The sequence below is a fragment of the Salinisphaera sp. SPP-AMP-43 genome (assembly GCF_049568105.1).
Lineage (GTDB): Bacteria > Pseudomonadota > Gammaproteobacteria > Nevskiales > Salinisphaeraceae > Salinisphaera.
In genome coordinates this window covers 1-25,511 of record NZ_CP145335.1, presented here as the reverse complement: position 1 = coordinate 25,511, position 25,511 = coordinate 1, and the positions used below count along the sequence as shown (strand labels likewise).

The 25,511-nt window shown below is 61.3% G+C and carries 15 protein-coding genes; 3 read left to right on the top strand and 12 right to left on the bottom strand.

The features are described from left to right. Positions 1-162: 162 nt before the first annotated feature. From V5738_RS00075 to glnA, 8 genes are all read right to left on the bottom strand, one after another. Positions 163-3,933, bottom strand: coding sequence for a translocation/assembly module TamB domain-containing protein (locus V5738_RS00075; protein ID WP_423822351.1), 3,771 nt, complete (start codon positions 3,931-3,933; stop codon positions 163-165). Positions 3,934-4,037: 104 nt separating this feature from the next. Next, positions 4,038-5,831 (bottom strand): autotransporter assembly complex protein TamA, encoded by a 1,794-nt coding sequence (locus tag V5738_RS00070; RefSeq protein ID WP_423822350.1) that lies wholly within the window; start codon positions 5,829-5,831, stop codon positions 4,038-4,040. Between the two features lie 235 nt (positions 5,832-6,066). Continuing rightward, positions 6,067-8,004 carry an alpha/beta hydrolase family protein gene (locus tag V5738_RS00065; RefSeq protein WP_423822349.1) on the bottom strand — a complete coding sequence of 646 codons (1,938 nt, stop codon included), beginning with the start codon at positions 8,002-8,004 and terminating at the stop codon, positions 6,067-6,069. Continuing rightward, positions 8,001-8,777: an NRDE family protein gene (locus V5738_RS00060; RefSeq protein WP_423822348.1), complete on the bottom strand. Its 777-nt coding sequence runs from the start codon at positions 8,775-8,777 to the stop codon at positions 8,001-8,003. The genes V5738_RS00065 and V5738_RS00060 overlap by 4 nt, the downstream gene beginning before the upstream one ends. Before the next feature lie 596 nt (positions 8,778-9,373). After that, complete coding sequence (ntrC, locus tag V5738_RS00055; RefSeq protein ID WP_423822347.1) at positions 9,374-10,867, bottom strand: nitrogen regulation protein NR(I); 1,494 nt, start codon at positions 10,865-10,867, stop codon at positions 9,374-9,376. After that, positions 10,860-11,939, bottom strand: coding sequence for a nitrogen regulation protein NR(II) (gene glnL / locus V5738_RS00050; protein WP_423822346.1), 1,080 nt, complete (start codon positions 11,937-11,939; stop codon positions 10,860-10,862). The genes ntrC and glnL overlap by 8 nt, the downstream gene beginning before the upstream one ends. Before the next feature lie 72 nt (positions 11,940-12,011). Beyond that, positions 12,012-12,572 carry a DUF4124 domain-containing protein gene (locus tag V5738_RS00045; RefSeq protein ID WP_423822345.1) on the bottom strand — a complete coding sequence of 187 codons (561 nt, stop codon included), beginning with the start codon at positions 12,570-12,572 and terminating at the stop codon, positions 12,012-12,014. A 103-nt stretch (positions 12,573-12,675) separates the two neighbouring features. After that, positions 12,676-14,085 carry a glutamate--ammonia ligase gene (gene glnA / locus V5738_RS00040; protein ID WP_423822344.1) on the bottom strand — a complete coding sequence of 470 codons (1,410 nt, stop codon included), beginning with the start codon at positions 14,083-14,085 and terminating at the stop codon, positions 12,676-12,678. A gap of 256 nt (positions 14,086-14,341) precedes the next feature. Here glnA and glyQ point away from each other — a divergent pair, with 256 nt between their 5' ends. Genes glyQ through gmhB form a run of 3 tightly spaced genes read left to right on the top strand, consistent with a single transcriptional unit; the run spans position 14,342 to position 17,867 of the window. Next, positions 14,342-15,238, top strand: coding sequence for a glycine--tRNA ligase subunit alpha (gene glyQ / locus V5738_RS00035; protein ID WP_423822343.1), 897 nt, complete (start codon positions 14,342-14,344; stop codon positions 15,236-15,238). Then, positions 15,235-17,313: a glycine--tRNA ligase subunit beta gene (gene glyS / locus V5738_RS00030; RefSeq protein WP_423822342.1), complete on the top strand. Its 2,079-nt coding sequence runs from the start codon at positions 15,235-15,237 to the stop codon at positions 17,311-17,313. Before glyQ ends, glyS begins: the two co-directional genes overlap by 4 nt. Next, positions 17,289-17,867: a D-glycero-beta-D-manno-heptose 1,7-bisphosphate 7-phosphatase gene (gene gmhB / locus V5738_RS00025; RefSeq protein WP_423822341.1), complete on the top strand. Its 579-nt coding sequence runs from the start codon at positions 17,289-17,291 to the stop codon at positions 17,865-17,867. The genes glyS and gmhB overlap by 25 nt, the downstream gene beginning before the upstream one ends. A 1,403-nt stretch (positions 17,868-19,270) precedes the next feature. Here gmhB and gyrB read toward each other — a convergent pair. The 4 genes from gyrB to dnaA form a co-directional block, all read right to left on the bottom strand. Then, complete coding sequence (gyrB, locus tag V5738_RS00020) at positions 19,271-21,691, bottom strand: DNA topoisomerase (ATP-hydrolyzing) subunit B (protein ID WP_423822340.1); 2,421 nt, start codon at positions 21,689-21,691, stop codon at positions 19,271-19,273. Positions 21,692-21,746: 55 nt separating this feature from the next. After that, positions 21,747-22,820: a DNA replication/repair protein RecF gene (gene recF / locus V5738_RS00015; protein ID WP_423822339.1), complete on the bottom strand. Its 1,074-nt coding sequence runs from the start codon at positions 22,818-22,820 to the stop codon at positions 21,747-21,749. 21 nt (positions 22,821-22,841) lie between these two features. Further along, positions 22,842-23,942, bottom strand: coding sequence for a DNA polymerase III subunit beta (gene dnaN, locus V5738_RS00010; RefSeq protein WP_423822338.1), 1,101 nt, complete (start codon positions 23,940-23,942; stop codon positions 22,842-22,844). A gap of 255 nt (positions 23,943-24,197) precedes the next feature. Further along, positions 24,198-25,511 (bottom strand): chromosomal replication initiator protein DnaA, encoded by a 1,314-nt coding sequence (gene dnaA, locus V5738_RS00005; protein ID WP_423822337.1) that lies wholly within the window; start codon positions 25,509-25,511, stop codon positions 24,198-24,200.

The window sequence follows — 25,511 nt, the reverse complement described above, 5'->3', positions numbered from 1 at the left end:
TGTCCAACAACGGCAGCCAGCGCGGCCTCGAACGACACATCGACCGCCCTCGCGCCGCAGCCGGCCCAATGGCAGACACCGCGTCGTGGATATGGCTGCAGCCTGGCCCCGCATTAGTGGCCGGGCGCCGGCCTGTCGACCACTGTCGCGTATCGACCACGGCTAGCGATCAAAGCTCCAGATGATGTCGCCGCCAGTGGCTTTGCCGCTCGACTGGGTTTCCAGCGTCCACTGCGACGACAAGGTATAGCGCATGGTCACGGTCGAGACCTGGTCGAACAGGCCCAGGCCGTAGCCGACATACAGATTCGGCGACAAATATTTGCCGACCGTCAATGCGGCTTCGCTACTGCTCTTGCCAGCGCCGGAGCCGATGCCGACGTTGTCCAGCCCGAGCTTGTTGCCGATGCTCTGTAGCACCTTATTGCCGCGGGACGAGCCCAACGCTAGAGCAGCCCTAGCGACCATGCTGGACTGCTGGCCGTTGGTCGCATCCAGCGGCCGTCCCAGCAGCAGCCAGGACAGCTGTTCGGACTGGCTCATGGTCGGATCCGAAAACAGATTGAGCTGTGGCTTGTTGAGGCTGCCGCGGACCCGAACGCCAACCGTGACGTCCTCGGCCGGGTAGCGGGCCGCCCGAATATCCAGCCCCGGCTCGCTGACCGGCCCGCCGGCGAACAGGATCTTGCCCTCCTGGATATCCAGGCTTTGGCCATAAGCTTGGTAAGAGCCGTTGACGATGTTGATCGCCCCAGCGCCGGTCGGCACGTCGCCGGGGTCCTGAACTACGCGCAGATCGCCATTGAGATCGGCTTTCAGACCGAAGCCCTCGACGTGCACTTTCTTGCCCAAGATCACTTTCACATCGGCATGCACGGCCCGGGCGACGGTCTGTTCTTGGTCGGCGCCATCATCGGTCACGATCACCTGATCGGAGGAGACCGTGGTCACCCCGGATTCGGGCAGGTTGCGCGGCGTGATCGAAGCCTCGGGAATGGTCACTTGGCCGGTGACATCGACCCGCGACGGCGTGACTGCCACATTGAGATCCGGGCTGACATAGGCGGTCACGTCCGGAATATGCACGATCTGGAACTTATTGCCCGTGATCGACAGATCAACTTCCTGGCCGGCTTCTTGTAACGCGACCTCGCCGTTGGCCTTGAGCGAGCCGCCACCGGATTCGGCCGTAGCATTGATGCCGATGGTATCGCCTCGGCCCTCGGCTGACAGATTCACCCCAGTCAGCGTCAGACCAGGGGTTACCAGCACGATCCGGGAAGCTTCCAAGCCGATATTGCCGAGCACCTGTGGTTTAGCCAGCGTACCGCCAAGACGCAGATCGCCGGCGAAACGGCCATCGAAGGTATCGATTTCGGGCGAGAGCTTGGCCAGGAAATCCATTGAGGCCAAGCCAATGTGCAGCTGCCCATCGAGACTATGCTCGAGCAGGCTGCCGCTACCCTGGGCGACCGAAGCCTGGGCCCGGATACCGTCGCTACCGGCCAACGGCAGATTGACGTTCGCGTCGAGGCCGTTGTTGGCCATACGCGCCTGGATCCGGCCGGGCTGCATATCCAGCACCTGTACCGTCTTGCCCTGGGCATCGGTCATCGACACCTGGCCGGCCGTGGTCTGCAGATCGGCGTCGACCTGCGGCGCGCCCCCGGTTGGCATCGAGGCGTCTACCTGACCCGATACTGCGCCGCTGATCCCAAGGCCGGACGGGAAATAGGACTTGGCATAGTCGTAGTTGAAGTCCGAGAGCTCGATATGGGCCTGGCTGGCATCGCTGGCGTGGCGGCCGGTAATACACAGCCGGCTCGGGCCGGAGGTCAGACAGGCGTCTTTGATCGACTGGGCCTGGGCCGAGACCGCCCCCGAGGCCGCTCCAGCCAAACGCCAAGGGGCGAGATCTTGATAGGCCGCGGTCAACCGCTGCAGGGTGAATTGCTCGCGGTAGGTCTTTTTGTCGAGTGAGCCGGACATGGCCAGATCGGCACGGGCCATGTCGCTATCCAGATTCAGCGATAGATCGTGGGATGCCGGGGTGCCGTCGAGGTTGAGCGTGACCTTACGAATACGCTGGCCCGAGGCATCGATGCCGTTGACCGCTAGATCAACCACCGACTGGGTGGCCCCCGACCAATCCACATTCGCGTTCAGATCGGCCCGATCGACCTTGTTGCCAAACGCGTCGATCCCGCGAGCGGTCAGATCGGCTTTGATGCTGGGTGCTTCGAAGCGACCGGATACCCGACCGTCGGTGGCCAATCGCCCGGCCAGCCCCGGCATGAGCGTCGACAGATCGTCGGAATGCACCGACCAACGGCCATCCAGTTGGGCCCCCGGCGTCCAGCCGAATCGGCCCTGGACATCCGCGGTCGCGGCCCCTGAAACCAGATGCAGCGTATCGACGTTGACGTGATCGCCCAGATACTGCGCCTTGGCGTTCAGATCCAACGGCTGATTGCGCAGACTCCCATGGGCGGTCAGCGTCTCGATTTGGGCATGGATCGCCTGGCCAACCTGGCGGGCAGTCACATCGGCATTGAGATCGAAATCGCCCGGCACATCGGCGACCACTGCACCGGGATTGATATCGCGGCCTTCCAGATGGGCTGTGACATCCAGCTTCGGCGACCACTGGGTCTGGGCATGGCCGGTGATATGACCGGGGCCGCCGGAGATATCCAGCGACTTCAGATCGAAGGCCTTGAGACTGCCGGAGCCGTTGGCCGCCAGTTTGCCGGCGGTCTGGCCCACCACCTGCCAGTTGAGATCGGTGTCTAGATCATAGGCATCGAGGGTGCCGGTCAGCTTGACCTGGCCCTGCGCCGATTTGTAGCTGGGCTGGTCCGACAGCGGCCAGGCCAGATTCGACCAGTCGATGCTCAGATCCATAGCGTTGCCGGCTGCTAATGCGACCTGACCATCGGCGATGAGTTGGCCATTAGTGGCCGGCACCCCAATCTTGAGCTGGTCGATGGCGATCGCCTGCGGCGTGTAGTGCAGGCCGCCGTTGAGCGTGGCCTGGCCGTAGTCGGCGCTATCGACATCGGCGTCGAGCTGTACGCCCAGGTCGTCGACCGGTCCGCGGGCGTTGATTTTGGCGTTGGCTGCGATTTGGGGCAACGTCTGGCTGATCGCCTGGGTCTGGACACCATCGGCTAGCAATTCGGCTTGCACGGCCGGCTGGCTCAGCGCGTTGCGGACATTGCCGGTGAGTTTGAGGTTATATGGCGCAGCGACGTTCGCAGCCAGATGCAGATCCTGCAGACTGCCGGTGAGATCGGCCTTCGCATCCAGTGGCGCATAGTCCGGCAGGCGCAATTTAGCCGTGGCGTGCAGATTGGTGTTGTAACCGCTGTTCGGCGTGACGTCGGCCCGGGCATCCAGGTCGAACATGGGGCCATGGCCGGTCAGCGATTTGATCCGCCACTGTGCATCGTCCAGCCGCGCGCCAGTCAGTTGCAGCCGATCTACCTTGAACGGCTCGGCCTGGGGCGCGGTGATCGCCGAAACCTGGCTTACCGAGACCCGATCGACAACGACCGAGACCGGCAGGTTGATGGCATCGGGCAGCGAGAACGAGCCGCCTTCGTTTTTCGGCTGCGGCTGTTCGGTGAGCTTGGTCACCTCGTAGTCGACGTTATCCACATCCAGATGCTGGATATGGACGGTGCGATGCCAGATCGCCGAGAAATCCATATCGAAATCGATCGAGCCGACATGGGCTTTCATAGCATCGGTGTTGTAGTCCACGCCGGTGATCCGCAACGGGCCGATCAAGCGCCCCTGGAGCGAGTCGACGTGGATGCCGGCCGGCAGAAAGCCGCGCGCCTGCTGCCAGGCGAATTCGGTCCCGGTGCGCGTGCCCGCCACCCAGCTGATCAGACCGAGCAACACGATCAGTAGGATCAGAAGACTCAACAGCGTCCACTTGATAACACGCCATAGACGCGACCGACGACGGCGCCGGGACGGCTTTTGGGGTGGTTCTGCGTGCGTATGCGGTTCAGACGACGGCGATTCGCTCACAGATCCGGCCCAAGGCTGAAGTGAATACTATAGTTACTGTTCGGATCGTCCAGCGGATGAGCGACATCGAGCCGGACCATGCCGACCGGCGATCCCCAGCGGAAGCCGATACCCACACCGCGCTTGAAGTCGAGATTGCCGATGCTGTTGGCGACATCGCCGGCATCGAAAAACGCAGCGACGCCGAATTTCTTGTAGAAGAACCAGTCGCCCTCGATGCTGCCGGTCGCCAGATAGCGACCGCCGATATCTTCGTTGTCGCTGTTGGTCGGGCTGATCGATTGGTAGGAATAACCACGCACGCTGCGGGCGCCGCCGGCAAAGAATCGCTGCGAAGGCGGCACATCGTGGAAGTCGTCGGTGCCGATGGCCCCGATCTCGGAACGCATGACCAGTCGGACGTCGGAGGTCACCGGCACCACCAGATGGCCGTTGAAGTCGGCCTGGACAAAGTTGGTGGTCGACAACAGTTTGTCGCTGCCGCCATGTACATCGAACGACAAACTCACCCCTTTGTGGGTGAACAGCAGATCGTCGGCCTTCTGCAGGGTGATGTTATAGCCCGGATACAGCAGCGTGCTGCGCTGATTGCCGTCGCCGAGATCGTAGTATTCTTGTTCGAGCTTGATATAGGCGCGCTGGCGGCCCAGCGACCAGCCGGTATCCCGGATCGCCCCAACGCCGTACATGGTCGAGGTGATATCGCCGTACTCGGTGTTGCTGATCGATGCCGTCAGACTCAGCTTGTCGTGGGCGACATCCTCGATCGGGATGTCGTAGGACGACTGCAGCGTACGCTGGACCTGCGAGATGCGCAGATCGGTGCGGAACTGATGGCCATATTTATTGATATGGCGAAACTTCACGCCAAGGCCGAGACGCGGGCCGGTATCCGTGCCGTAGCCGGCGGATATCTTGTAACTCTGGCCCTTGCTCGGTTCGGCATCGACCGTGACCGGCACCCGCAGCTGACCGGCCGATTTCAACAAATCCTCCGGCGGATAGACGAGATCGTAGAACCAGTCGTCGACCGCCGGCGCGCGCACTGCCTTGTTGTGCTTGGCGTCGATCTCGATCTTGCTGTAGTAGTCCGTATCCGAAAGCGCCAGCTGTAAGTCGATCAGCTTTTCGGCGTTGTAGGGCTGGCCGGGCGAAAACGGCACGAAACGCTGTACGAACTTGTCCTGGAGCAAATCCTGCCGGAAGGTGACCGGCCCGAAGTAGTAGCGCTCGCCGGTATCGAGTACCAGATCGATCTCGGCAGTGTTGGTCTTCGGATTGACCCGAAGCTCTGAGCTGCTGAACTTGGCATCCAGATAGCCGGCATTATAGGCCGCGTTGTACAGCGCACTCTTGGTATCCGAGTAGCGGGACTGAATCAGACGCTGGCCTTTTTTGAGCTGGGTCGATTTCAGTGCCTGCTGAACGGCGTCGATCTGGTCGCCCGGCCCTTCGACCGCGATATGCAGGCGCGTAATTTTGACCGCGGGCCCGGGTTTGATCTTGAAGCGCGCCTGCCAGGTCTTGGAATCACCCGAAGGCTTTTTCAGCCGGTCGTCGATTTCCGGATTGAAGTAGCCGTAGGGCTGCAGGGCCTGCCGGATTTCGTTCGGCGCCAGCCGATACAGCCGGCGGATATGGTCGGCCGACCAGGATTGGTCTTGCTCGCCGGCCACGGACAGCGATTTACGCACGTTGGTTTCCAACGGGTCATCGATGCCGTCGATATTCACGCTGACATCGTCGGCCCAGGCTTGCGGCCCGATCACGGCGCCAATCGTTCCAGCCACGGCGATACCCATTACCGCGGCCCTATAGCGATTCGAAAAAAGTGGCTTCACAACGACTGCATGGCGGTACGGCCCATTTCCGGGATGCAACAAACCATTGGAAACAAAAGATGAGTCAGAGACCCTCCAGCCTGACCTAATGCCCCCCGGCTCGGTATCCAAGACTACCCTAGAACCCTGTCGACTCGCGAGACCGTCGATGGCCCCTACTCGCGCCGGCCATCGTCCGCGTCAATCAAGCCCGGTCGAAATTCTCGATAGTCAGCGGCTCCAGATCCTCGACATCGGTCATTCCCAAAACCCGCGAATAGAAGCTGCGTTCGGCCTCGATCGCGGTCATGATGTTGTCAGCATTACGAAATCCGTGGCGTTCAGATGCAAAGCTCACATACGCCACTGGCACCCCTTGATCGCGCAGGGCCGCGACCATCGACTCAGCCTGATCGGGCGGCACCACCTTGTCCTGGCTGCCTTGTAGGAACAATACCGGGCAGGACAGCTGTTCGGCGTGGTACAGCGGCGAACGCGCGATCAGGGTGGTCTCGTCGTTGCCGATCAACCGTTCGAGATAGCGCGACTCGAATTTGTGGGTCGATGCCAGCAGTCCCTTGAGGTCGCCGATGCCGTAGTAGCTGGCGCCCGCGGCCGCCAGATCGGTAAAAGCCAATACTGATAGCACCGTATAACCACCGGCGCTGGAGCCCGAGATCAAGACCCGGTCGGGATCGATACGATCGGCTTCGGCCAGATACTTGGCACCGGTCTGGCAATCTTCGACGTCGGCAATGCCCCAGGCGCCGGTCAGGGCCATGCGATAAGCCCGTCCGTAGCCGGTGCTGCCGCGATAGTTCACGTCGAGCACGGCATAGCCACGCGAGGTCCAGTACTGGATACGCGCATCCAGCGCCGTGGTGGTGGCACCGGTTGGCCCCCCGTGGCATTTCAGGATCAACGGCGGGCGTTCTTCGGCCGGTGCATTCCAGCGTTCGCTGACCGGCGGATAGAACAGCCCGTGGGCCGTCTCGCCATCGGCGGTCGGCCAGCTCAGCGACTCGGGCCGCGACAGGGCGGCATCTGCCGGCAGGCTGTCGGCCGAACGCACGATCTCGCCGGCACCCTCCGGCTCGATGCGCCGAATATGCTTGGCCCGCGCAGGATTGGCCACTACCACCGCGAGTTCGTCGCCAAGCCCGACCAGCTGTTCATAGAAATTCCAGTCGCGTCGCAACGGCCGATAGACACCGCTGTCGCGGTCGACTTCGCCTAGTTGCCAGACGCCGTCGGCGGTCATCAGGGCGAACAGCCGGCCATCGTCGGTGAAGGTGTATGTCGACTGGCCGAACACCCACTGCGGGACCGCGAATTCACCATATTCCGCGGTCAACGCAGCAAAGCCGGCACGGCCATCGCTGCGTTCGCAGTAGATATTCCACCAATCGTCGGCGTCGCAGACGATATGCAGCAGCCCCTCGGGATCGAAGACCGGGCCGAACAGCGAGGCCTCGTCCGGGCGCCAGAGCGGCGCCGGCGCTCCGATCTGGCCGTCGTCATCGATCGCGGCCTGCCAGAGCTCGTTCACATCCCAAGGCATGTTCGGATGGTTCCAGGCCAGCCAGACCAGCCGATCGGCCGCAGGCGACAGGCGCGGGCTGGCATAGAAATCGTGGCCTTCGGCGATCACGCGGGTCGAGCCATCGCGGTGGACGCTGACCACTCGGGCCACCGGTTCCGGCGTATCGGCCGCCAGGTCTTCGGCGATCGCGATTAGGCGTCCGAAACGCGGATCGTATTGCAGATCGGCATAGCGTACATCGGCATCGACCTCGGTGATCGGCGCCAGATTGCCATCGGGGTCGCGCAGCCAGATCGCCTGGTCGGCCGCATTGACGAACCAGATGAAACCGGCATGCACGGTGAATGCGCCGCCGCCATATTCGTATACGGCACTCTGGGCCGACACCGGCGAATCCAGGCAGGACACGATGCCGTCGTTGCCCACGGTCATAATGGTATTGCGACCGGCCTCTTCTGGCCGGCTTTCCAGCCAGTAGAGCTGGGCCCCGTTGGCCGGCGAACGATCGACCACCAGATCGGTGAACTTGCGTCCGGCAGCCGCGACATGGGCGGCCGAAATCGACGAGGGCCAACTGCCGTAGGGGCGGATCGGTTTCATGTGGAACAGGGCTCAAGGGACCAATGTTGCTGTATACGGTGCACGGGTTCGCCCATCGGATCAAAGCCGCATTCGTCGAATTGCAGATCGTGGGCCGGACGACGCCGAATGACGGTCGAGGCCCGAGTCCCGTAACGATCGCCGCGGATGAACATCGGCGATAAGAAGCGTTCATGCGCCTGTGGGAATCCGGTCTCCGGCAACGCCTCGCCCGGCGCCGGTTCGACATCGCACAACAGCGCCAACAACGCCTCGGCCGACAGATCCGATTGCGCGATACAGGCCTGCAGCTTGTGACGCGCGCGCTCCGTCTTGGGCCAAGGTTCGCCCCAGTGGCCATTGGAGACCGCCAAAATGCCGGGTTCGACCCGCCGCGGCCTGGCCGTATCCCGGTTGGACACGAAATACAGCCGTTCGCTATCGCCAACCAGCAGATTGAACGGCGCATACTCGGCGCCCGTGGCCGCCACATATTCAGCCCAGTCGGCGGCCGAGCCGTTCTGGGCGAAATAATCCCGCACCAGCGCCCCTCGCGAGCGCGGCCCAGCCGGCGCCGCGAGCTCTCGCACGTTGGTCACCGCCGCGAAACGCCCTTGCCGATCGGCACCACACCAGGCGCCTCCAGCCTGCCGATCACGGCCGGCGAATAGCCCTTCGGGGGTACGCCACCAATGGGCCGGCTCGGTCGGACGCGCATGAAATTCATCGCGGTTGGCTGCCAGCAACAGATCGAACCCTGGGTCGACCTGCCAGGCCAGTACGATCAGGCACATACGGATAGACGTTGGCTCAGCACGGGCAAACGCTAACATGCGGCGGCGATCTTTGGCCTCGATGGGCCAGGCGATGCAGTCGTCGCGGCCGACAACCGCGAGTACCTGGCCGGAACCCATGCCCGGCGAGCCCAGTGGGACGAGCCGTTATAACGGCTGGCGCTGCTGCAATGCGCCCAGCGGCCGAACTCGCGTGCGATCGCCGGGGCCGAAGTCAGCCCCGGCGATAACACCTGTCGGCATCGCCCGAGGCGATCCCGCCGTCTGGGCGCAGGCAACCCCATCGGGATCACGCCCTCTGCCCCTGGTTTGGCACGCGATCCAGCACTGCAGGCGGCCGGCCCTCTGCCCCTTCTGCGCGGGCTCGCCAGCGCCGCCGCTGCATGGCCAACGGTAGCGGCCGTCACAGTCTCGTTGTGGTTTTGTATACGTGCCCTCGGCCACTGCCTACGATCGCACACGGGCTCGCATCGCTGATCATGCTGTTCCGCAAGTCCGAACCGATACGCCAGTCAGCGGGCCCACACTGGTGGCAAACGACGGCGCATAGCCGTCCTACGATGCAGAGCGGACGCGCCGGCTACCGCCCTTGGTCTTTAGACCGGCTCGTCCGACATCGACAATTCTTTGATCTTGCGGGTCAGCGTATTCCGCCCCCAGCCGAGCAGACGTGCGGCTTCCTGACGATGGCCGTCGGTATGCGCGAGCGCGGCCCGGATCATCACCCGCTCCAGGCGCGGGATAGCTTCATCGAGTAAATGGTCGGCCCCGGCCGTGAGGCGTTCATCGGCCCAGGCCGAGAGCAACACATCCCATTCCTGGGACGATAGACGCGGCGGACCGTCGGCTGATTCGTCCTGTGGGGGCACAGCACGGGCGGTTTCGGCGCCGAAGCCCATGGCGGCCGGTGTGGCGTTGTCGTCGGCTTTCGGGCGCAGCTCCATCGGCAGATCGTCGAGCACGACTTCCCGACCCGGCGCCATGACGGTCAGCCAGCGGCACAGGTTTTCCAGCTCGCGTACGTTGCCGGCCCAGTCCAGCCCGGTCAGATACTGGGCCGCGCTGCAGCCGAGCGTCTTGGCTTCCATATTCAGTTCGCGGGCGGCCCGGTTCAAAAAGAACTCGAGCAGCAACGGGATATCCTCACGGCGCTCGCGAAGCGGCGGTACCCGTAGCCGAATCACGTTGAGCCGATGATACAAATCCTCGCGGAAGTTGCCTTTTTTGACCTCGGCTTCGAGATCCTGATTGGTCGCGGCGATGATGCGCACATCGACCTTGACCGCGACATGGCCGCCGACGCGATAGAACTGGCCGTCCTGGAGCACCCGCAGCAGGCGGGTCTGCAGATCGGCCGGCATATCGCCGATTTCGTCGAGAAACAGGGTGCCGCCGTGGGCCTGTTCGAAACGACCGCGACGCTGGCTGGCCGCCCCGGTGAAGGCGCCCTTTTCATGGCCGAAGAATTCCGATTCCATCAATTCCTTGGGAATCGCGGCCGTGTTCACTGCAATGAACGGCCGTTCGGCGCGCGGGCTGTGCTCGTGCAGCGCATGGGCGACCAGCTCTTTACCGGTGCCCGATTCGCCGGTGATCAAGACCGTGATATTAGAGGCCGACAGCCGCCCGATCGCCCGAAATACCTCCTGCATGGCGGGCGCTTCGCCGATGATGGTCGATTCGGCGGCCGGTTTGCCAGGGGGCGTGTCGTCACCGCTTTCGTTGGCCAGCAGGGCGGCCCGCTGGACGAGCTCTACGGCTTCGTCGAGATCGAACGGTTTGGGCAGGTACTCGAAGGCCCCGTTGCGATAGGACGATACCGCCGAGTCCAGGTCGGAATGGGCCGTGATGATGATGATCGGCAGCTGCGGCTGCATTGCATGCACCCGCTCGAGCAGATCGAGCCCGGAGATACCCGGCATTCGGATATCCGTCATGAGTACATCGGGCACTTCTTCTTCGATCGCATCGAGCAACTCGGCGCTGCCGGGAAAACAGGCAACATCGATCGAGGCCGCCTTGAGCGCGCGCTCGAGCACCCAGCGGATCGATTCGTCGTCGTCGACGACCCATGCGGTCAAGTTAGCCATCGCTGGCCTCCATCGGCAGAAATACGCTGAATACGGTCTGGCCCGGCCGGCTTTCGCATTCGATCAACCCGTCGTGAAGATGAATCAGGTACTGGGCGATCGGCAGCCCCATGCCGGTGCCCTCGGCACGCGAGCTGACCATGGGATGAAAGATTCGCGGCAATAGATCGCGGGGAATACCCGGACCGTTATCGACCACGTCGACCCGGGTCACCAGGCGATGCTGAACGCCGCTGATAGTGAACAGCCGCTGGGTGCGCGTGCGCAGCAGGATATTGCCCGAACTGCCCAATGCCGTGACCGCATTGCCCACCAGATTGAAAAACGTCTGAATGAGTTGCTCCCGATCGACCGGGATCTCGGGAATGCTCGGATCGTAATCGCGCTCTAGGGCGATCCCCGCGGGCAGTTCGGTACTGATCAGCGCCCGAACGTGTTCCAGCGGTTCGTGAATATTGAGCGGCTGCTTGTTGGGCGGGCGCCGCGGGCCGAGCAGGTCGTCGACCAGATTCTGTAGCCGATCGGCCTCGCGAATGATGACGGTGGTGTATTCCTTGAGCCCGTCGTCGTCGATCTCGCGCTCGAGCAGTTGGGCAGCACCGCGCAGCCCGCCGAGCGGATTCTTGATCTCATGGGCCATACCTCGAATCATTTCGCGATTGGCCAGATTCTGGATCCGCATCTGGTCGTCCCGCGATATCCGCAGCTGGCGATCGAGCGACAAGAACTCCAGCAGCAACGCCGGCGCACCGACCCGGTCAGTGAACGGGGTGACCGTGCAATCCACCGTTAGCGGATCGCCGCCGCCGGCGCGTAGATACAACTCGCGCTCGGTATAGGCCGCGCCCTCTTCCAGAGCCGCAGTCAGGCGGGCGCGGTGATCGGCCAGATAAGGCAGGGCCTTATCGAAGATTTCCTGATCGCAATGCCGCGCCGAGACGCCGAACAGCATTTCGCTGGCGGTATTGAGATAGGTCACCCGCAGCTCGGCATCCAGACAGACGACGGCTGTCTTGAGACTGTCGAGGATATTATCGGGCTGGACTTTACGACTGTGTTCATCGGAACGCATGGCGCCTGCCTAGCAAGGTTCGGGCCACTGCGGAATACAACGAGTGGCGAAGCCGGAAATTAATTCAAAGCGTTATGAGGGCGGCGGCACTGGGTCGGCAGCGGGCCGCAGGTCGCCGGTCGACGAAGCCACGGCTACCGTGAACCGCACCGGTCCACTGAGTCGGATCTCGTGACCGCGATAGTTCAGAGCAACATCCAGCCGATGCGGCCCGGGCGCTATACCGGTCAACCGCAGACGGGTCGCACGAGTCGGCGACTTGCCCAGCACCTGACCGTCCAGACGATAAGTCAGCGTTTCGCCGGCTTCTAGCCGGTCCTCTTCACGGCCGGCCAACAACACAGGAACGCCCTGGTGGGTGCCATGGAACACCTCGCCGTCCTGGGGCCGAACCAGCTTCAATACCCGGGTGTTCGACGCCGGCGATAAAGACCGTGGCGCAGTGGCTGCCTGCTCATCGGGCGGGTGGCGCGCACGGGTATTGGCCAAGTCAGTGATACGGGCGTCGGCCGCCTGTTTGGTATCGCTATAGTGACGGATGCCTTGATCGTCGATCCAGGTATAGATGGCCGCGCCCGCCGGGCCAGTCAGTAGTCCGCCTATCAGCGCTATCAGCAGCCCTACCCCACGCATATCCGCAACGTCCTCAATAAAAAAAAGCGCACCCGCCGTGGCAGATGCGCTTTTTCGGTCTTCGCGGCCCGCCACGGGGCCGCGATGATCGCTCCTGCGAGACTTAGCAGGAGTAGTACAGATCGAACTCGGCCGGATGCGTGCTCATCTTCAGACGCAGCACTTCTTCCTGCTTGAGCTCGATGTAGCCGTCGATCAGGTCGTCGGTAAAGACATCGCCCTTCTTGAGGAAGTCGCGGTCATCCGACAGAGCCTGCAGGGCTTCCTCGAGCGACTGCGACACCGTCGGGATGGCTTTTTCCTCTTCCGGCGGCAGATCGTAGAGATCCTTGTCCATGGCTTCGCCCGGATGGATCTTGTTCTGGATACCGTCGAGGCCGGCCATCATCATCGCCGAGAAGGCGAAGTACGGGTTGGCGGTCGGGTCCGGGAAACGCACTTCGATACGCCGTGCCTTCGGGCTCGATACCCACGGGATACGCACCGAAGCCGAGCGGTTGCGGGCCGAATAAGCCAGCAGTACCGGGGCTTCGAAGCCCTTGACCAGACGCTTGTAGCTGTTGGTCGAGGCGTTGGTGAAGGCATTCAGGGCCCGGGCGTGCTTGATGATGCCGCCGATGTAGTACAACGCTTCCTCGGATAAACCACCGTACTCGTCACCCGAGAAGATGTTCTTGCCGTCCTTGGTCAGCGACTGATGCACATGCATGCCAGTGCCGTTGTCGCCGACCACGGGCTTGGGCATGAAGGTCGCGGTCTTGCCGAAGGCATGGGCGACCTGATGCACGCAGTACTTGTAGGTCAGGGTTTCATCGGCTTTCTTGACCAGCGTGTTGAACAACATGCCGATCTCGCCCTGGCCGGCGGTGCCCACTTCGTGGTGGTGCACTTCCGTGGTCAGGCCCATTTCTTCCATGGCCAGACACATCGCAGAACGGATGTCGTGCTGGGAATCGACCGGCGGTACCGGCACATAGCCGCCTTTCACGCCCGGGCGATGGCCCATGTTGCCTTCCGGATAGGCCCGGCCACTGTTCCAGACCGCTTCCTCGGAATCGATCTCGAAGCCGGCGCCGCTCATTTCGTTGTGCCAGCGCACGGAATCGAAGATGAAGAATTCGGCTTCCGGGCCGAACAGCGCGGTGTCGGCGATGCCGGTGGACGCCAAATAGGCTTCGGCGCGCTTGGCGATGGTCCGCGGATCACGCTCATAGCCCATCATGGTGTTGGGCTCGAGAATATCGCAGCGGATATTGACGGTGGGTTCTTCAAAGAAGGGATCGAGAACGGCGCTGTCGTCGTCCGGCATCATGACCATGTCGGACTCGTTGATGCCTTTCCAGCCATCAATCGACGAGCCGTCGAACATCTTGCCTTCTTCCATGAATTCTTCGTCGACCACATGCGCGGGCATGGTCATGTGCTGTTCTTTGCCTCGCGCATCGCAGAACCGGAAGTCCACGAATTTGGCTTCGGTCTTTTTGATGAGTTCGAGCGCTTTGCTACTCGCCATGATGACTCCTTTCGATTGGGCTCTGAGCTGTCCGGACGGGCCAGTACAACGGATGCACTATAAAGGCAGGTTCCATGCCACGTCATCTGGCGCGATGTAACGCGGCTCGGCGGCCTTACTTGCACCAAATTAGCGCGGATTACGCACCAAAATAAAACCGCTCTATATTGGTGCTTTTGAATGGTGCAAGAAAAGCCCCGACCAGTGGCCTCGGGCGTTCCGGTACAATTGCCGCCTGATCAAACGGTGCATTGGCATGGATTTCCAACAGCTGATCTTCACGCTGCAACAGTTCTGGGCCGAGCGTGGCTGTGTCGTCGTACAGCCGCTGGATATGGCGGTCGGCGCCGGCACGTTCCATCCGGCGACTTTTCTGCGCTCGATCGGGCCGGAGCCCTGGCGCGCAGCCTATGTCCAGCCTTCGCGACGACCGACCGACGGCCGCTACGGCGACAACCCGAACCGGCTACAGCACTACTACCAGTTCCAGGTATTGCTCAAGCCCTCGCCCAAGGATATCCAGGCCCAGTATCTGGCTTCCCTGGAAGCCCTGGGTCTGGACATGTCGATCCACGATGTGCGCTTCGTCGAAGACAACTGGGAATCGCCCACGCTCGGTGCCTGGGGCCTGGGCTGGGAAATTTGGCTCAACGGCATGGAAATTACCCAGTTCACCTATTTCCAGCAGGTGGGTGGCATCGACTGCCGGCCAGTCTCGGGTGAGATCACCTATGGGCTAGAGCGCATTGCCATGTATATCCAGAACGTGGAGTCGGTCTACGATCTGGTCTGGTCGGATGCCCCGACCGGCACCGTGTATTACGGCGACGTGTTCCATCAGAACGAGGTCGAACAATCGACCTACAATTTCGAACATGCCCCGGTCGACGCCCTGTTTCGCCGCTTCGACGAACTCGAAGCCGAATGCCTGCATTTGGTCGAGAGCAATCTACCGCTGCCGGCCTATGAACGCATGCTGGAGTCCTCGCATACGTTCAACCTGCTCGATGCCCGCCACGCTATCTCGGTGACCGAACGCCAGCGCTACATCCTGCGTGTTCGCAATCTGGCGCGTGCCGTAGCCAAGGCCTATTACGAAGCCCGCGAAGCGCTCGGGTTCCCCATGCTCAAACAGGACAGCGACGCAGCATGACCGCTTCCCTACTCATCGAAATCGGCGTCGAAGAACTGCCCCCGAAGGCCATGCACCCGCTGGCGCGATCGTTTGCCGACAGCCTGGTGGCCCGGCTCGACGAGGCCGGCATTGGTCACGGCGCGGCCGAATATTTCGCCACTCCACGCCGGCTGGCCGTGCGTATTGCCGATACCGCAGATGCCAGCCCGGCCGAAACGGTCGAAAAACAAGGCCCAACCGTAGCGATCGCCTTCGACGCCGACGGCCAGCCTAGCAAGGCCGGCCAAGGCTTCGCCCGCTCAGTGGGCGTGGCGATGGCCGATCTCGACATCGAAGATAGTGATAAAGGCCGCCGGCTGGTCTATCGGGGGACTGCCGAAGGCCAGCCGCTGGCGGCCCTGCTGCAGCCGGCCGTAGATGCCGCGCTGCGTGAGTTGCCGATTCCTAAGCGCATGCGCTGGGGCGATGGCGAGGCAGCCTTCGTCCGCCCGGTGCACTGGGTCGTCGCCTTGCACGGCAGTGCGATCGTACCGCTGACGGTATTCGGCGAAACCGCCGATCGCTATACCCTTGGGCATCGATTCCATCATCCGCAGGCAATCGAGATTGCAGATTCACAGGCCTATCTCGAACAACTGCAGTCGCCGGGCTATGTCGTGGCCGACATCGGTCGCCGCCGGGAACTGGTCATGCAGCAGGTCAACCAAGCGGCAGCATCGCTGAACGGCCAGGCGTTGATCAGCGACGACCTGGTCGACGAAGTCGTAGCCCTGGTGGAATGGCCGGTCGGCATCGCAGGGCGCTTTGACCAACGCTATTTGGAACTGCCGAGGGAAGTGCTGATCTCGACCCTGGAAGGACACCAGCGCTATTTCCCGGTCGAACATCCAAACGGCGCGCTGATTGCCGGGTTCGTGACCGTGGCCAATATCGCCAGTCGCGATCCGGCCCAGGTCGTGTCGGGCAACGAACGGGTGGTTCGCCCACGGTTGGCCGATGCCCTGTTCTTCTGGGAACAGGATCGTCGCCATGGCCTGGCCGCGCAGGTGCCCAAGCTCGAACGGGTCAGTTTCCAACAGTCGCTGGGCTCGCTGGCCGACAAGACCGATCGAATCGAACGGATAGCCGCAGAACTGGTCACGGCCGCTGGCGCGCATGCCGCACACGTCGAACGTGCCGCACGGCTGGCCAAGGCAGACCTGGTCACTGAAATGGTCGACGAGTTCCCTGAGCTGCAAGGCATCATGGGCGGCTACTATGCCTCCGGTGAAGGCGAGCCGGATGAGGTGGCACAGGCGATCAGCGAACAGTACAGCCCAAGCGGTGCCGGTGCACCGATCGCGACCAGCCCTGCCGGGCGCTGCGTCGCCCTGGCCGATCGGCTGGATACCTTGGCCGGCATCTTCGCCATCGACAAGCGGCCGAGCGGCGATAAGGATCCGTTCGGGCTGCGCCGCGCCGCATTGGGCGTTCTACGTACGCTGATCGAAGGCGGCATCGCAGCCGATCTGGCCAAACTGCTGGACATGGCGATCTCGATCCAGCCGGTGGGCGCGGCCGCCGATACCCAGTCCGCGCTTTGGGTGTTCCACATGGAACGTCTGCGCGGCTATTATCAGGAACAGGGTATTCCCGGCACGCATTTCGATGCCATCGCTGCACTCGATATCGTCGACATGACCGACTTCGACCGTCGCATCAAAGCGTTAGGCGAGTTCGCGGCTCTGGATACAGCGACCGTGGTGTGCAGCGCGCATAAGCGTATTCGCAATATCCTGCGCCGTAATCGCGAGGATGTGCCGGAGACAGCGGTCGACAATGCCACCCTGACCGACTCGGCCGAAAAAAGCCTCAAGGCAAGCCTGGAAGACCAGGGGCGCACCATCGAAACAGCTGCTGACCAGGGCGACTACACGGCCGCCTTGGCAGCCCTGGCGCCGTTGGCCGAACCGTTGGACCAGTTTTTCGACCAGGTCATGGTCATGGCCGACGATCCGGCCCTGCGGCGCAACCGGCTGGCTCTTTTGTCGTCGATCGACCGGCTATGTCGACGGGTGGCCGATATTTCGTGTCTGTCGATCGAGGCCGCCTGAAGGTGACGTTTTCGACCGTGATTCTCGACCGCGACGGGGTCGTCAACCACGACAGCGAGGCGTTCATCAAATCGCCTGCTGAATGGCAGCCGCTGCCCGGTAGTCTTGAGGCGATTGCACGCCTGAAGCACACCGGGCTGCGGGTCGTAATCGCGAGCAACCAGTCTGGCCTTGGCCGTGGGCTATTCGATTATGACGACCTATTCGCCATTCACGATAAAATGGCGCGCCAGCTCGGCGAACTTGGCATCCAGCTCGACGGGGTCTTCTTCTGTCCGCATACCACAGAAGACCAGTGCCGCTGCCGTAAACCACGGCCCGGTCTGCTTGAGGACATACTCGGCCGCTGGAACCTACGCCCTAGCGACTGCGTGATGATCGGCGATAGCAGTCGCGATATCGAGGCCGCTCAAGCGCTCGGTGTTCACGCGATCGGCGTTCGCTCGGGCAAACCGATCGACCCGGCACGCTCCTGCTGGACCGCCGTGCCTGTATTCGACGATCTATCCGCTGCAGTCGACTGTCTGTTATCCGAGGCCGCCCTGCACGGCTAGACCGAATTAAACCGGCATGGCCCGCTGGGCCGCTCGCAGACAGGTTCCAGCGCGTCCAAACCGGCGACGCATACCGGCCCGAAGGCCCGAACCGTCGATGTCGTATCCGCTGCGTTACCGGTGCTGTAGATCGATCTGACGAGTCCAAGCCGAGTGCCGCCCGACAATTAACGGCACACGGCAAGGCGCAGCATAGCGAACGGCGCGTACTTACATAAGATCCACCATCGGCGTCGCGGGCCTGCCTTCGCGACATCGATCGTTGCGTCCATGTTGCGTGGAAAGACCATCCGCTCATGCCCAATTACCGCGGCGCGCGCCCGGCGACATTACCAGCCTGGCGCAATATGTGCCGCGCGACCCAGCGCCTCGCACTTGGCCAAGGACAAGGCGCGACCTCCAGCCCGGCTCCGGTATGAGAACGCTGGCCTAACACCAAGTCCAAGCCAGGACGTTGTATGTACCGCGCTTATTCCGGCCTGAGCGCTCACATCGTCGATCGCGACGTCGCCGCGCGCTCAAGGGAGCGGTCACGTCGCCGCACCACTGCCCCCAGCAGCCGCTCGTTCCCATGGCCGACACCGGCCGTCACACATCGGCCCAAGACAGGCAGGCGGTGGCGAATACGGCCTGGGCGAAATAGCAACCAACTTGGGCGGTCCGTAAGCCAAGCATGACCGCCTAGGGCAGGACTGCCCGTATTCATTCAGGGCGATAAGCCGGCTGAAAGACGATCTCACGAGCAATAGCACACATTCCGACCCCCCACTATCGCAGGCCCATATCCGGCAGGTGCTATCCGGTACCCAAGTACGACGCGGCCTATCGATACAAGGGTCTTGGGCCGTAATTCGAGCGAGGTCGTTGCATCTGGATGCCGGCCTGGTTCCGGGTTGCCATCAATCCAACGGCCACAAGCAGGCAATCTTGGCTTGCTGCGTTTGAAGACATCGGCTGTGGCCGAAAGGCGATCCCGAGGTCATTAGCCCCCCGATATAGCCAGAAGCGATAGGCGGCTGATTAGCGGCCCTGATCGCCCTTCCCTCACTAGCCTCTCTGCCTTTCGTCTGGAATCGCCAGACAGGGCGCCTCAGCGACGCTCACGGGGCACTTGCGAGCGCCCCCATGCGCAACCGCAACTAGGCAATAACAACAGGCTCAATCCAGACCGTACTGGCTGGCCAAGCCAACGACGGGTTCGGGCGATCTTTTGCAAGACGACAGCGCAGCCCTGTACCGCCTCGGTGCGCTTGAGCCAGGCGATCCGCGGCGGCCCGCGCGGCGAGGCACTGGGCACTTACAGCCCACGTTCTACAGCCCACGGCCTTGAACGAAAAAAAGCCACGATACCGCGTTCATATCGCGGCATCGTGGCTCATTAGCCTTAGCCAGGCAGGTATAGGCTAGACGTCGAGATTCGACACCATCAACGCATTACGCTCGATGAACTCACGCCGGGGTTCCACGTGGTCGCCCATCAGCGTGGTGAAGATCTGATCGGCGCCGACTGCATCGTCGATCTTGACCTGCATCAGCCGACGGCTGTTCGGATCCATCGTGGTCTCCCACAGCTGTTCCGGATTCATTTCGCCCAAGCCCTTGTAACGCTGCACATTCAAGCCGCGCTTGGCTTGCTCGAGCAGCCAGTGGTAGGCCGCATCGAAAGTCGAGACCTGCTGCTCGCGTTCGCCGCGTGTGACGTAAGCGCCCTCGCCGATCAGCTGGATCAGTTGCTGGCCGAGCGCCGAAATCCGGGTGTATTCCGGGCTGGTGAAGAAATCTTCGTGCCAGACGAAAATATGCGGAATACCGTGGCTATAGCGGGTGACCTGCAGATGCAGGGGATGTTCGTCGTCGGCCGGCTTGATCTGAACCTCGTAGCGGTGCCGCGGCTCGTCGCGAGCATCGAGGCGGGCCTGGAGATCGCTTGCCCACGCCTGCATACGCGCAGCGTCGGCAAACAGCTCCGGAGTCACAGGCTCGAGATAGGTCATCTCGCTCAGCGTGGCTGGATCAAAGCGACGTGCCAACCGATCGATGTCTTCGAGCATGCTCATATAGCGATGCGCGAGGTCCGAAAGTGCATCTTCGGCGATCGGCGGCGCATCCGCACTCACGCGAAATTCGGCCTTATTGAGCGCCAGACGCAGCAGATAGTTGGACAACTCCTTGTCGTCCTTGACGTAGTATTCCTGCTTGCCAGATTTGACCTTATACAACGGCGGCTGGGCGATATATACATAGCCAGCCTCGATCAGCTCGAACATCTGGCGATAGAAGAACGTTAACAGCAGCGTCCGGATATGCGAGCCGTCCACGTCGGCATCGGTCATGATGATGATCCGGTGATAGCGCAGCTTGCTCGGATCGTATTCGTCGCGGCCGATACCACAGCCCAGAGCCGTAATCAGTGTGCCGACCTCGGCCGAGGACAGCATCTTGTCGAAGCGAGCCTTCTCTACGTTCAGGATCTTGCCTTTGAGCGGCAGAATCGCCTGATAGTGGCGATCGCGGCCTTGCTTGGCGGAGCCGCCGGCCGAGTCGCCCTCAACCAGAAACAGCTCGGAGGCTGAGGGGTCTTTTTCCTGACAGTCCGCGAGCTTGCCGGGCAGACCTGCGATATCCAACGCGCCCTTGCGGCGTGTCATGTCGCGGGCACGCCGAGCGGCATCGCGTGCTCGGGCGGCATCGACGACCTTCGCGGCAATCAGTTTCGCCTCGCGCGGATTTTCGAGCAGGAAATCGTTAAGCTGAGCGCTCACCGACGATTCCACGGCTGCACGAACTTCCGAAGACACCAGTTTTTCTTTGGTCTGGGAAGAGAACTTCGGATCCGGCACCTTGACCGAAATCACCGCAGTGAGGCCTTCGCGGGCGTCATCGCCGGTCGGCGCGACCTTTTCTTTCTTGGCCAGTCCTTCGGACTCGATATACCCATTCAGCGCCCGCGTCAGTGCGCCGCGAAAGCCGGCCAGATGGGTACCCCCATCCCGCTGCGGAATGTTGTTGGTATAGCAGAACACGCTTTCCTGATAGGAATCGTTCCACTGCATCGCGACCTCGACGACGATTTCGTCTTGCTCGGTCGTGAAATAGAACACCGTATCGTGGAGCTGGGTCTTGTTCTCGTTGAGATTCTCGACGAAGGCACGGATACCACCTTCGTATTCGAACACGACGTCCCGCTCGCTGGCCTCTTCGATCAGACGGATACGCACGCCCGAATTGAGAAAGGACAATTCCCGTAGCCGCTTGGCGAGAATGTCGTAATTGAACGTGATGTTGCTAAAAACATCGCCGCTCGGATGGAAGTGGATCGCGGTGCCGGTCTTGTCGGTCACCCCGAGCTCGGCCAGCTCATCCATCGGCTCGCCCATGCTGTAGCTTTGGCGGTAATGATGGCCGTCGCGGTGGATATTGAGTTCCAGCCGATCGGACAAGGCGTTAACGACCGATACACCGACACCGTGCAGGCCGCCTGAAACTTTGTAGGAATTGGCATCGAACTTACCGCCTGCGTGCAACACGGTCATGATGACTTCGGCGGCCGGTTTGCCCTCGCCTTCATGCATATCGACCGGGATACCGCGGCCGTCGTCGGACACGGTAATACTCTGGTCGCGATGAATGGTCACAGCGATTTCATTGCAGTAGCCCGCAAGGGCTTCGTCGATCGCATTGTCAACGACCTCAAACACCATATGGTGCAAACCGGTGCCGTCATCGGTATCGCCGATGTACATTCCCGGTCGTTTGCGGACTGCCTCCAACCCCTTGAGGACCTTGATGCTGCTGGAGTTGTAATCGCCGTTGGATTCAGCCATTCGAATCAAACCCGAAGGTCATGAATAAACGGTTGATTTTAGCACGACTGTTGGTTTAGGGCGTAGTTACGCAACCCTGTTCCACATGAAACATCCGCGATTCGGCCAACAATTCGGGAATCGACTCGCGGTTGAGAAAAGTGAGAAAACTCTGGGCGCCAACGCGAATAACCTCGGAGGCCAAGGCTTTTCTATAAGTATGGCCAAGCTCAGCAGCCATGTCGTCGAGTAGGAGTATCGGTCGGATGCCGCGCTTGGCATGCAGAATATCGGCCTGGGCCAACAACAAGGCAGCGGTCAGCAATTTTTGCTGACCGCGTGAAACCCAGTCGCGGGCCTGAGTCGATGCCACCGAGACCTGCATATCGGCACGATGTGGCCCGTGTTGGGTAAACCCAGCCCGGATGTCCTGATCGAGGCTGTTGGCGAGCGCATGACCGAAGCCCTGTTCGCCCCGCCAGCCTGGGTGATAGACGAAAGTTAGGTCGTCATCGCCAACCAACCGACGAGTGCTTTCGGGCAGCCGGCGCTTGATATGCTCAAGGTATTGGCGTCGACAGGCGTCGATAATCTCGCCCTGCTGAACCAGTTCGGCGTCCCAGGCAATCACCTGGTGTTTGGGTTGATGGGCACGCAGGGCCCGATTGCGCTGTTTCAAGGCCCGCCGATAGCGACGCCAAGCTGGAAAAAAAGCATGCTCCACGTGGAACACGCCCCAATCTAGAAAGTGTCGGCGGTACTTGGGTCCCTGCTCAAGCAGGCGATGCACATTGGGGTCGATATGCTGCAACGGCAGCGTACTGATTAGATCGAAACGACGGGTTTCGGTTTGATCGTCGAGCTTGAATCGATTGCTGCCCCGGGTGACGTGGGCTCCGATTCGGTGCCGACTGTCATGATCCCCCAAAAGACGAGTGCGCAGCGTAAAGCTATCGGCTTGTTGCCGTATGGCCTTGGACAGGCGGGACTGACGGAACGACTCACCCCGCCCCAGTATATAAATCGCCTCCAGCAGTGTCGTCTTGCCGGAGGCATTGTCGCCCACGATGCAGTTGACCTGAGGCGATAACGAAATATCACCGGTGGCTATGCATCTGAAATTCTGGACGTAGAGCGTATCGAGCTGCACACGGCGGCCGGTTTGCGATGGCTACAGACGCATCGGCATGACGACATAGCGGCTCTGGGTATCACCAACCGCCGTCAACAGACCACTGCTGTCTGGACCGGATAGCGCGAGTTGGAACTCTTCGCTATCCATCGCACCTAGCGCGTCCAATAGATAACTTACGTTGAACCCGATTTCCATCGGTTCATCGTTGTAACTGACCTCGATTTCATCTTCGGCTTCTTCGCGTTCCACGTTTTGAGCCTGCAGCCTCAACGTATGTTGGGACAACGATAGACGAACGCCACCAAATTTTTCGTTGGATAGGATGGCCGTCCGCGATAAGGCCTGCCGGATGGTGTCCCGGTGGGCATGCATCTGCCGCTCCGGGTTGTCCGGGATGACGCGCTCGTAATCGGGGAACCGGCCATCGATCAGTTTGGTGGTAAAAGTCAGCCCGGCGAGCTGGATCCGCAAATGCTTGTTGGACAGCCAGAGCGTGATTTCGGCTTCGCTGCCGCCCAACAGTCGAACCAGTTCAGTGATCGCCTTACGGGGCACGATCGCCTGAGTCGGTTCCTGGATTGTCAGTTCGACCGGTGCTTCGCTTAGGGCCAGTCGGTGGCCATCGGTAGCCACACAACGGACTCGATCGCTGCGCAGTACCACCAGCAAGCCGTTGAGATAGTAGCGGACATCCTGGTGGGCCATGGCGAAATGGGTCCGATCCAGGAGCTGTTTGAGCACACTTTCTGACAACGTGATCTCTTGCCCGCTTTCGACTTCGTCGAGATGCGGCCAGTCCTGTGCCGACAGACTGGCAAGGGTGAAACGTGAGCGGCCGGATTGGAGCTTGGTTTGATTGGCTTCTTGGACACAGCGAATCTCTGCGTCGTCCGGCAGTCCGCGACAGATATCTAGCAACTTGCGTGCAGGGACTGCGATCTCTCCCGGTGCTTCGATCACTGCTGGGCAATGTGTGACCAACTCGAGTTCGAGGTCGGTCGCCGTGATCGTCAACTGGTTGCTGGTCCCTTGAATTAAGACATTCGACAGGATCGGCATCGTTTGCCGTCGTTCGACGACACCGATCACGGTCTGAAGCGCCGACAGGATATCTCTACGTTGGACTGAGAACTGCATGGACTAGGGTCTCCGAACGGTATCCGTCTTGTTGTCTTAAATGCTCTAAGAAAAGTTAGTAGTAGTAATAATCACTGGAGGCATTTCCTGTGAATATCTCTATTTTTATTTATAAATCAGCGTCTTGCGCTATGCGAAACCCTGTAGTGAAAGCCGTTATGAAGTTGTTGTTGGCCTGTGGATGAACTGTGTGTAATTTATCCACGGGCCGGGGCGGCTTCGATACTTTATAGGTTATGCACGCGTTATCCACAGCTAGCTGGTGAGAATTCGACTCAGATTGACGTAATCCTCATCCATTCGGGTATCGGTCTCCCGAAGCTCTTTGACCTTGCGGCAGGCATGCAGAACCGTCGTGTGGTCACGGCCGCCAAAGCCTTGGCCGATTTCCGGCAGGCTGTGATTGGTCAGTTCCTTGGCCAGAGCCATGGCGAGCTGGCGTGGTCGCGCGATGGTGCGCGTTCGTTTCTTGCCGAGTAGGTCGGCGAGCCGGATCTTGTAATACTCGGCGACTGTCTTCTGGATGTTTTCCAGAGTGACCAGGCGGTCGTAGACGGCGAGCATGTCGTAGAGCGCTTGCTTGGCGAAGTCGACCGTGATCGGTGCGCCGGTGATCTGGGCGGATGCCTTGAGTCGATGCAACGCCCCTTCCAGATCGCGGACGTTCGAGCGCACGCGCTTGGCGATAAAAAACGCCACTTCCTGCGGCAGTTCGACGCTGTGGTTGTCGGCCTTGGACAGCAGGATGGCGACCCGGGTCTCGAGTTCCGGCGGTTCGACGGCAACCGATAGCCCCCAGGAAAAACGCGACTTCAAGCGATCTTCGAGTCCTTCGACTTCTTTGGGAAAGCGATCGCAGGTGATCACGATCCGCTGGTTTGCTTCCAGCAACGAATTGAAGGTGTGGAAGAATTCTTCCTGGGAGCGATCCTTGTTGGCGAAGAACTGGATGTCGTCGATCAGCAGCGCTTCCAGGGTCCGGTAGTGCTCCTTGAACTGGTCCATCCGATTGTGGCGGATGGCCGTGATCATTTCGTTGACGAAGTGCTCGGAGCGGACGTAGGCGATTCGGGCGCGCGGGTTGTTGGCGAGCAACCGATGACCGACGCTCTGCATCAGATGGGTCTTGCCCAGACCCACACCGCCGTAGATCAACAGCGGGTTATAGGCCATGTTCTCGGGGTCCGAGGCCTGCTCTGCAGCGGCCCGGGCGATCTGGTTGGACTTGCCCTGAACGAACGATTCGAACGTATAGCGCGGATCGAGATTGTGACGCTTGGTATCGGTCAGAGCCGGCGCTTCACCTTCGACCGGTGTCTCGGCGGCTTTGCCGCCGCCGACCAGTACCCGAATGCGTCGTGGCTGCTCGCCCAGTTCGCTCAAGGCATTGGCGATCGGGGCGCGGAGTTCGCGCTCGACCTGATCGCGTACCACCTCGTTGGGGGCCATCAGATCCAGGCCGTCCTCGCCGAAATGGGCTTCCAGCGGCCGTAGCCAGAGGTTGACGTCTTTTTCCGACAGTCGAGTCTCGATGTGGCTCAGACAGCGCTGCCAAAGAGTATTCGCCAA

What these genes read in the sequence shown, in the direction of transcription:
- V5738_RS00065 (WP_423822349.1), bottom strand. Translation starts at nt 8,004, where the DNA reads ATGAAACCGATCCGCCCCTACGGCAGTTGGCCCTCGTCGATTTCGGCC.
- V5738_RS00060 (WP_423822348.1), bottom strand. Translation starts at nt 8,777, where the DNA reads ATGTGCCTGATCGTACTGGCCTGGCAGGTCGACCCAGGGTTCGATCTG.
- ntrC (WP_423822347.1), bottom strand. Translation starts at nt 10,867, where the DNA reads ATGGCTAACTTGACCGCATGGGTCGTCGACGACGACGAATCGATCCGC.
- glnL (WP_423822346.1), bottom strand. Translation starts at nt 11,939, where the DNA reads ATGCGTTCCGATGAACACAGTCGTAAAGTCCAGCCCGATAATATCCTC.
- V5738_RS00045 (WP_423822345.1), bottom strand. Translation starts at nt 12,572, where the DNA reads ATGCGTGGGGTAGGGCTGCTGATAGCGCTGATAGGCGGACTACTGACT.
- glnA (WP_423822344.1), bottom strand. Translation starts at nt 14,085, where the DNA reads ATGGCGAGTAGCAAAGCGCTCGAACTCATCAAAAAGACCGAAGCCAAA.
- glyQ (WP_423822343.1), top strand. Translation starts at nt 14,342, where the DNA reads ATGGATTTCCAACAGCTGATCTTCACGCTGCAACAGTTCTGGGCCGAG.
- glyS (WP_423822342.1), top strand. Translation starts at nt 15,235, where the DNA reads ATGACCGCTTCCCTACTCATCGAAATCGGCGTCGAAGAACTGCCCCCG.
- gyrB (WP_423822340.1), bottom strand. Translation starts at nt 21,691, where the DNA reads ATGGCTGAATCCAACGGCGATTACAACTCCAGCAGCATCAAGGTCCTC.
- dnaN (WP_423822338.1), bottom strand. Translation starts at nt 23,942, where the DNA reads ATGCAGTTCTCAGTCCAACGTAGAGATATCCTGTCGGCGCTTCAGACC.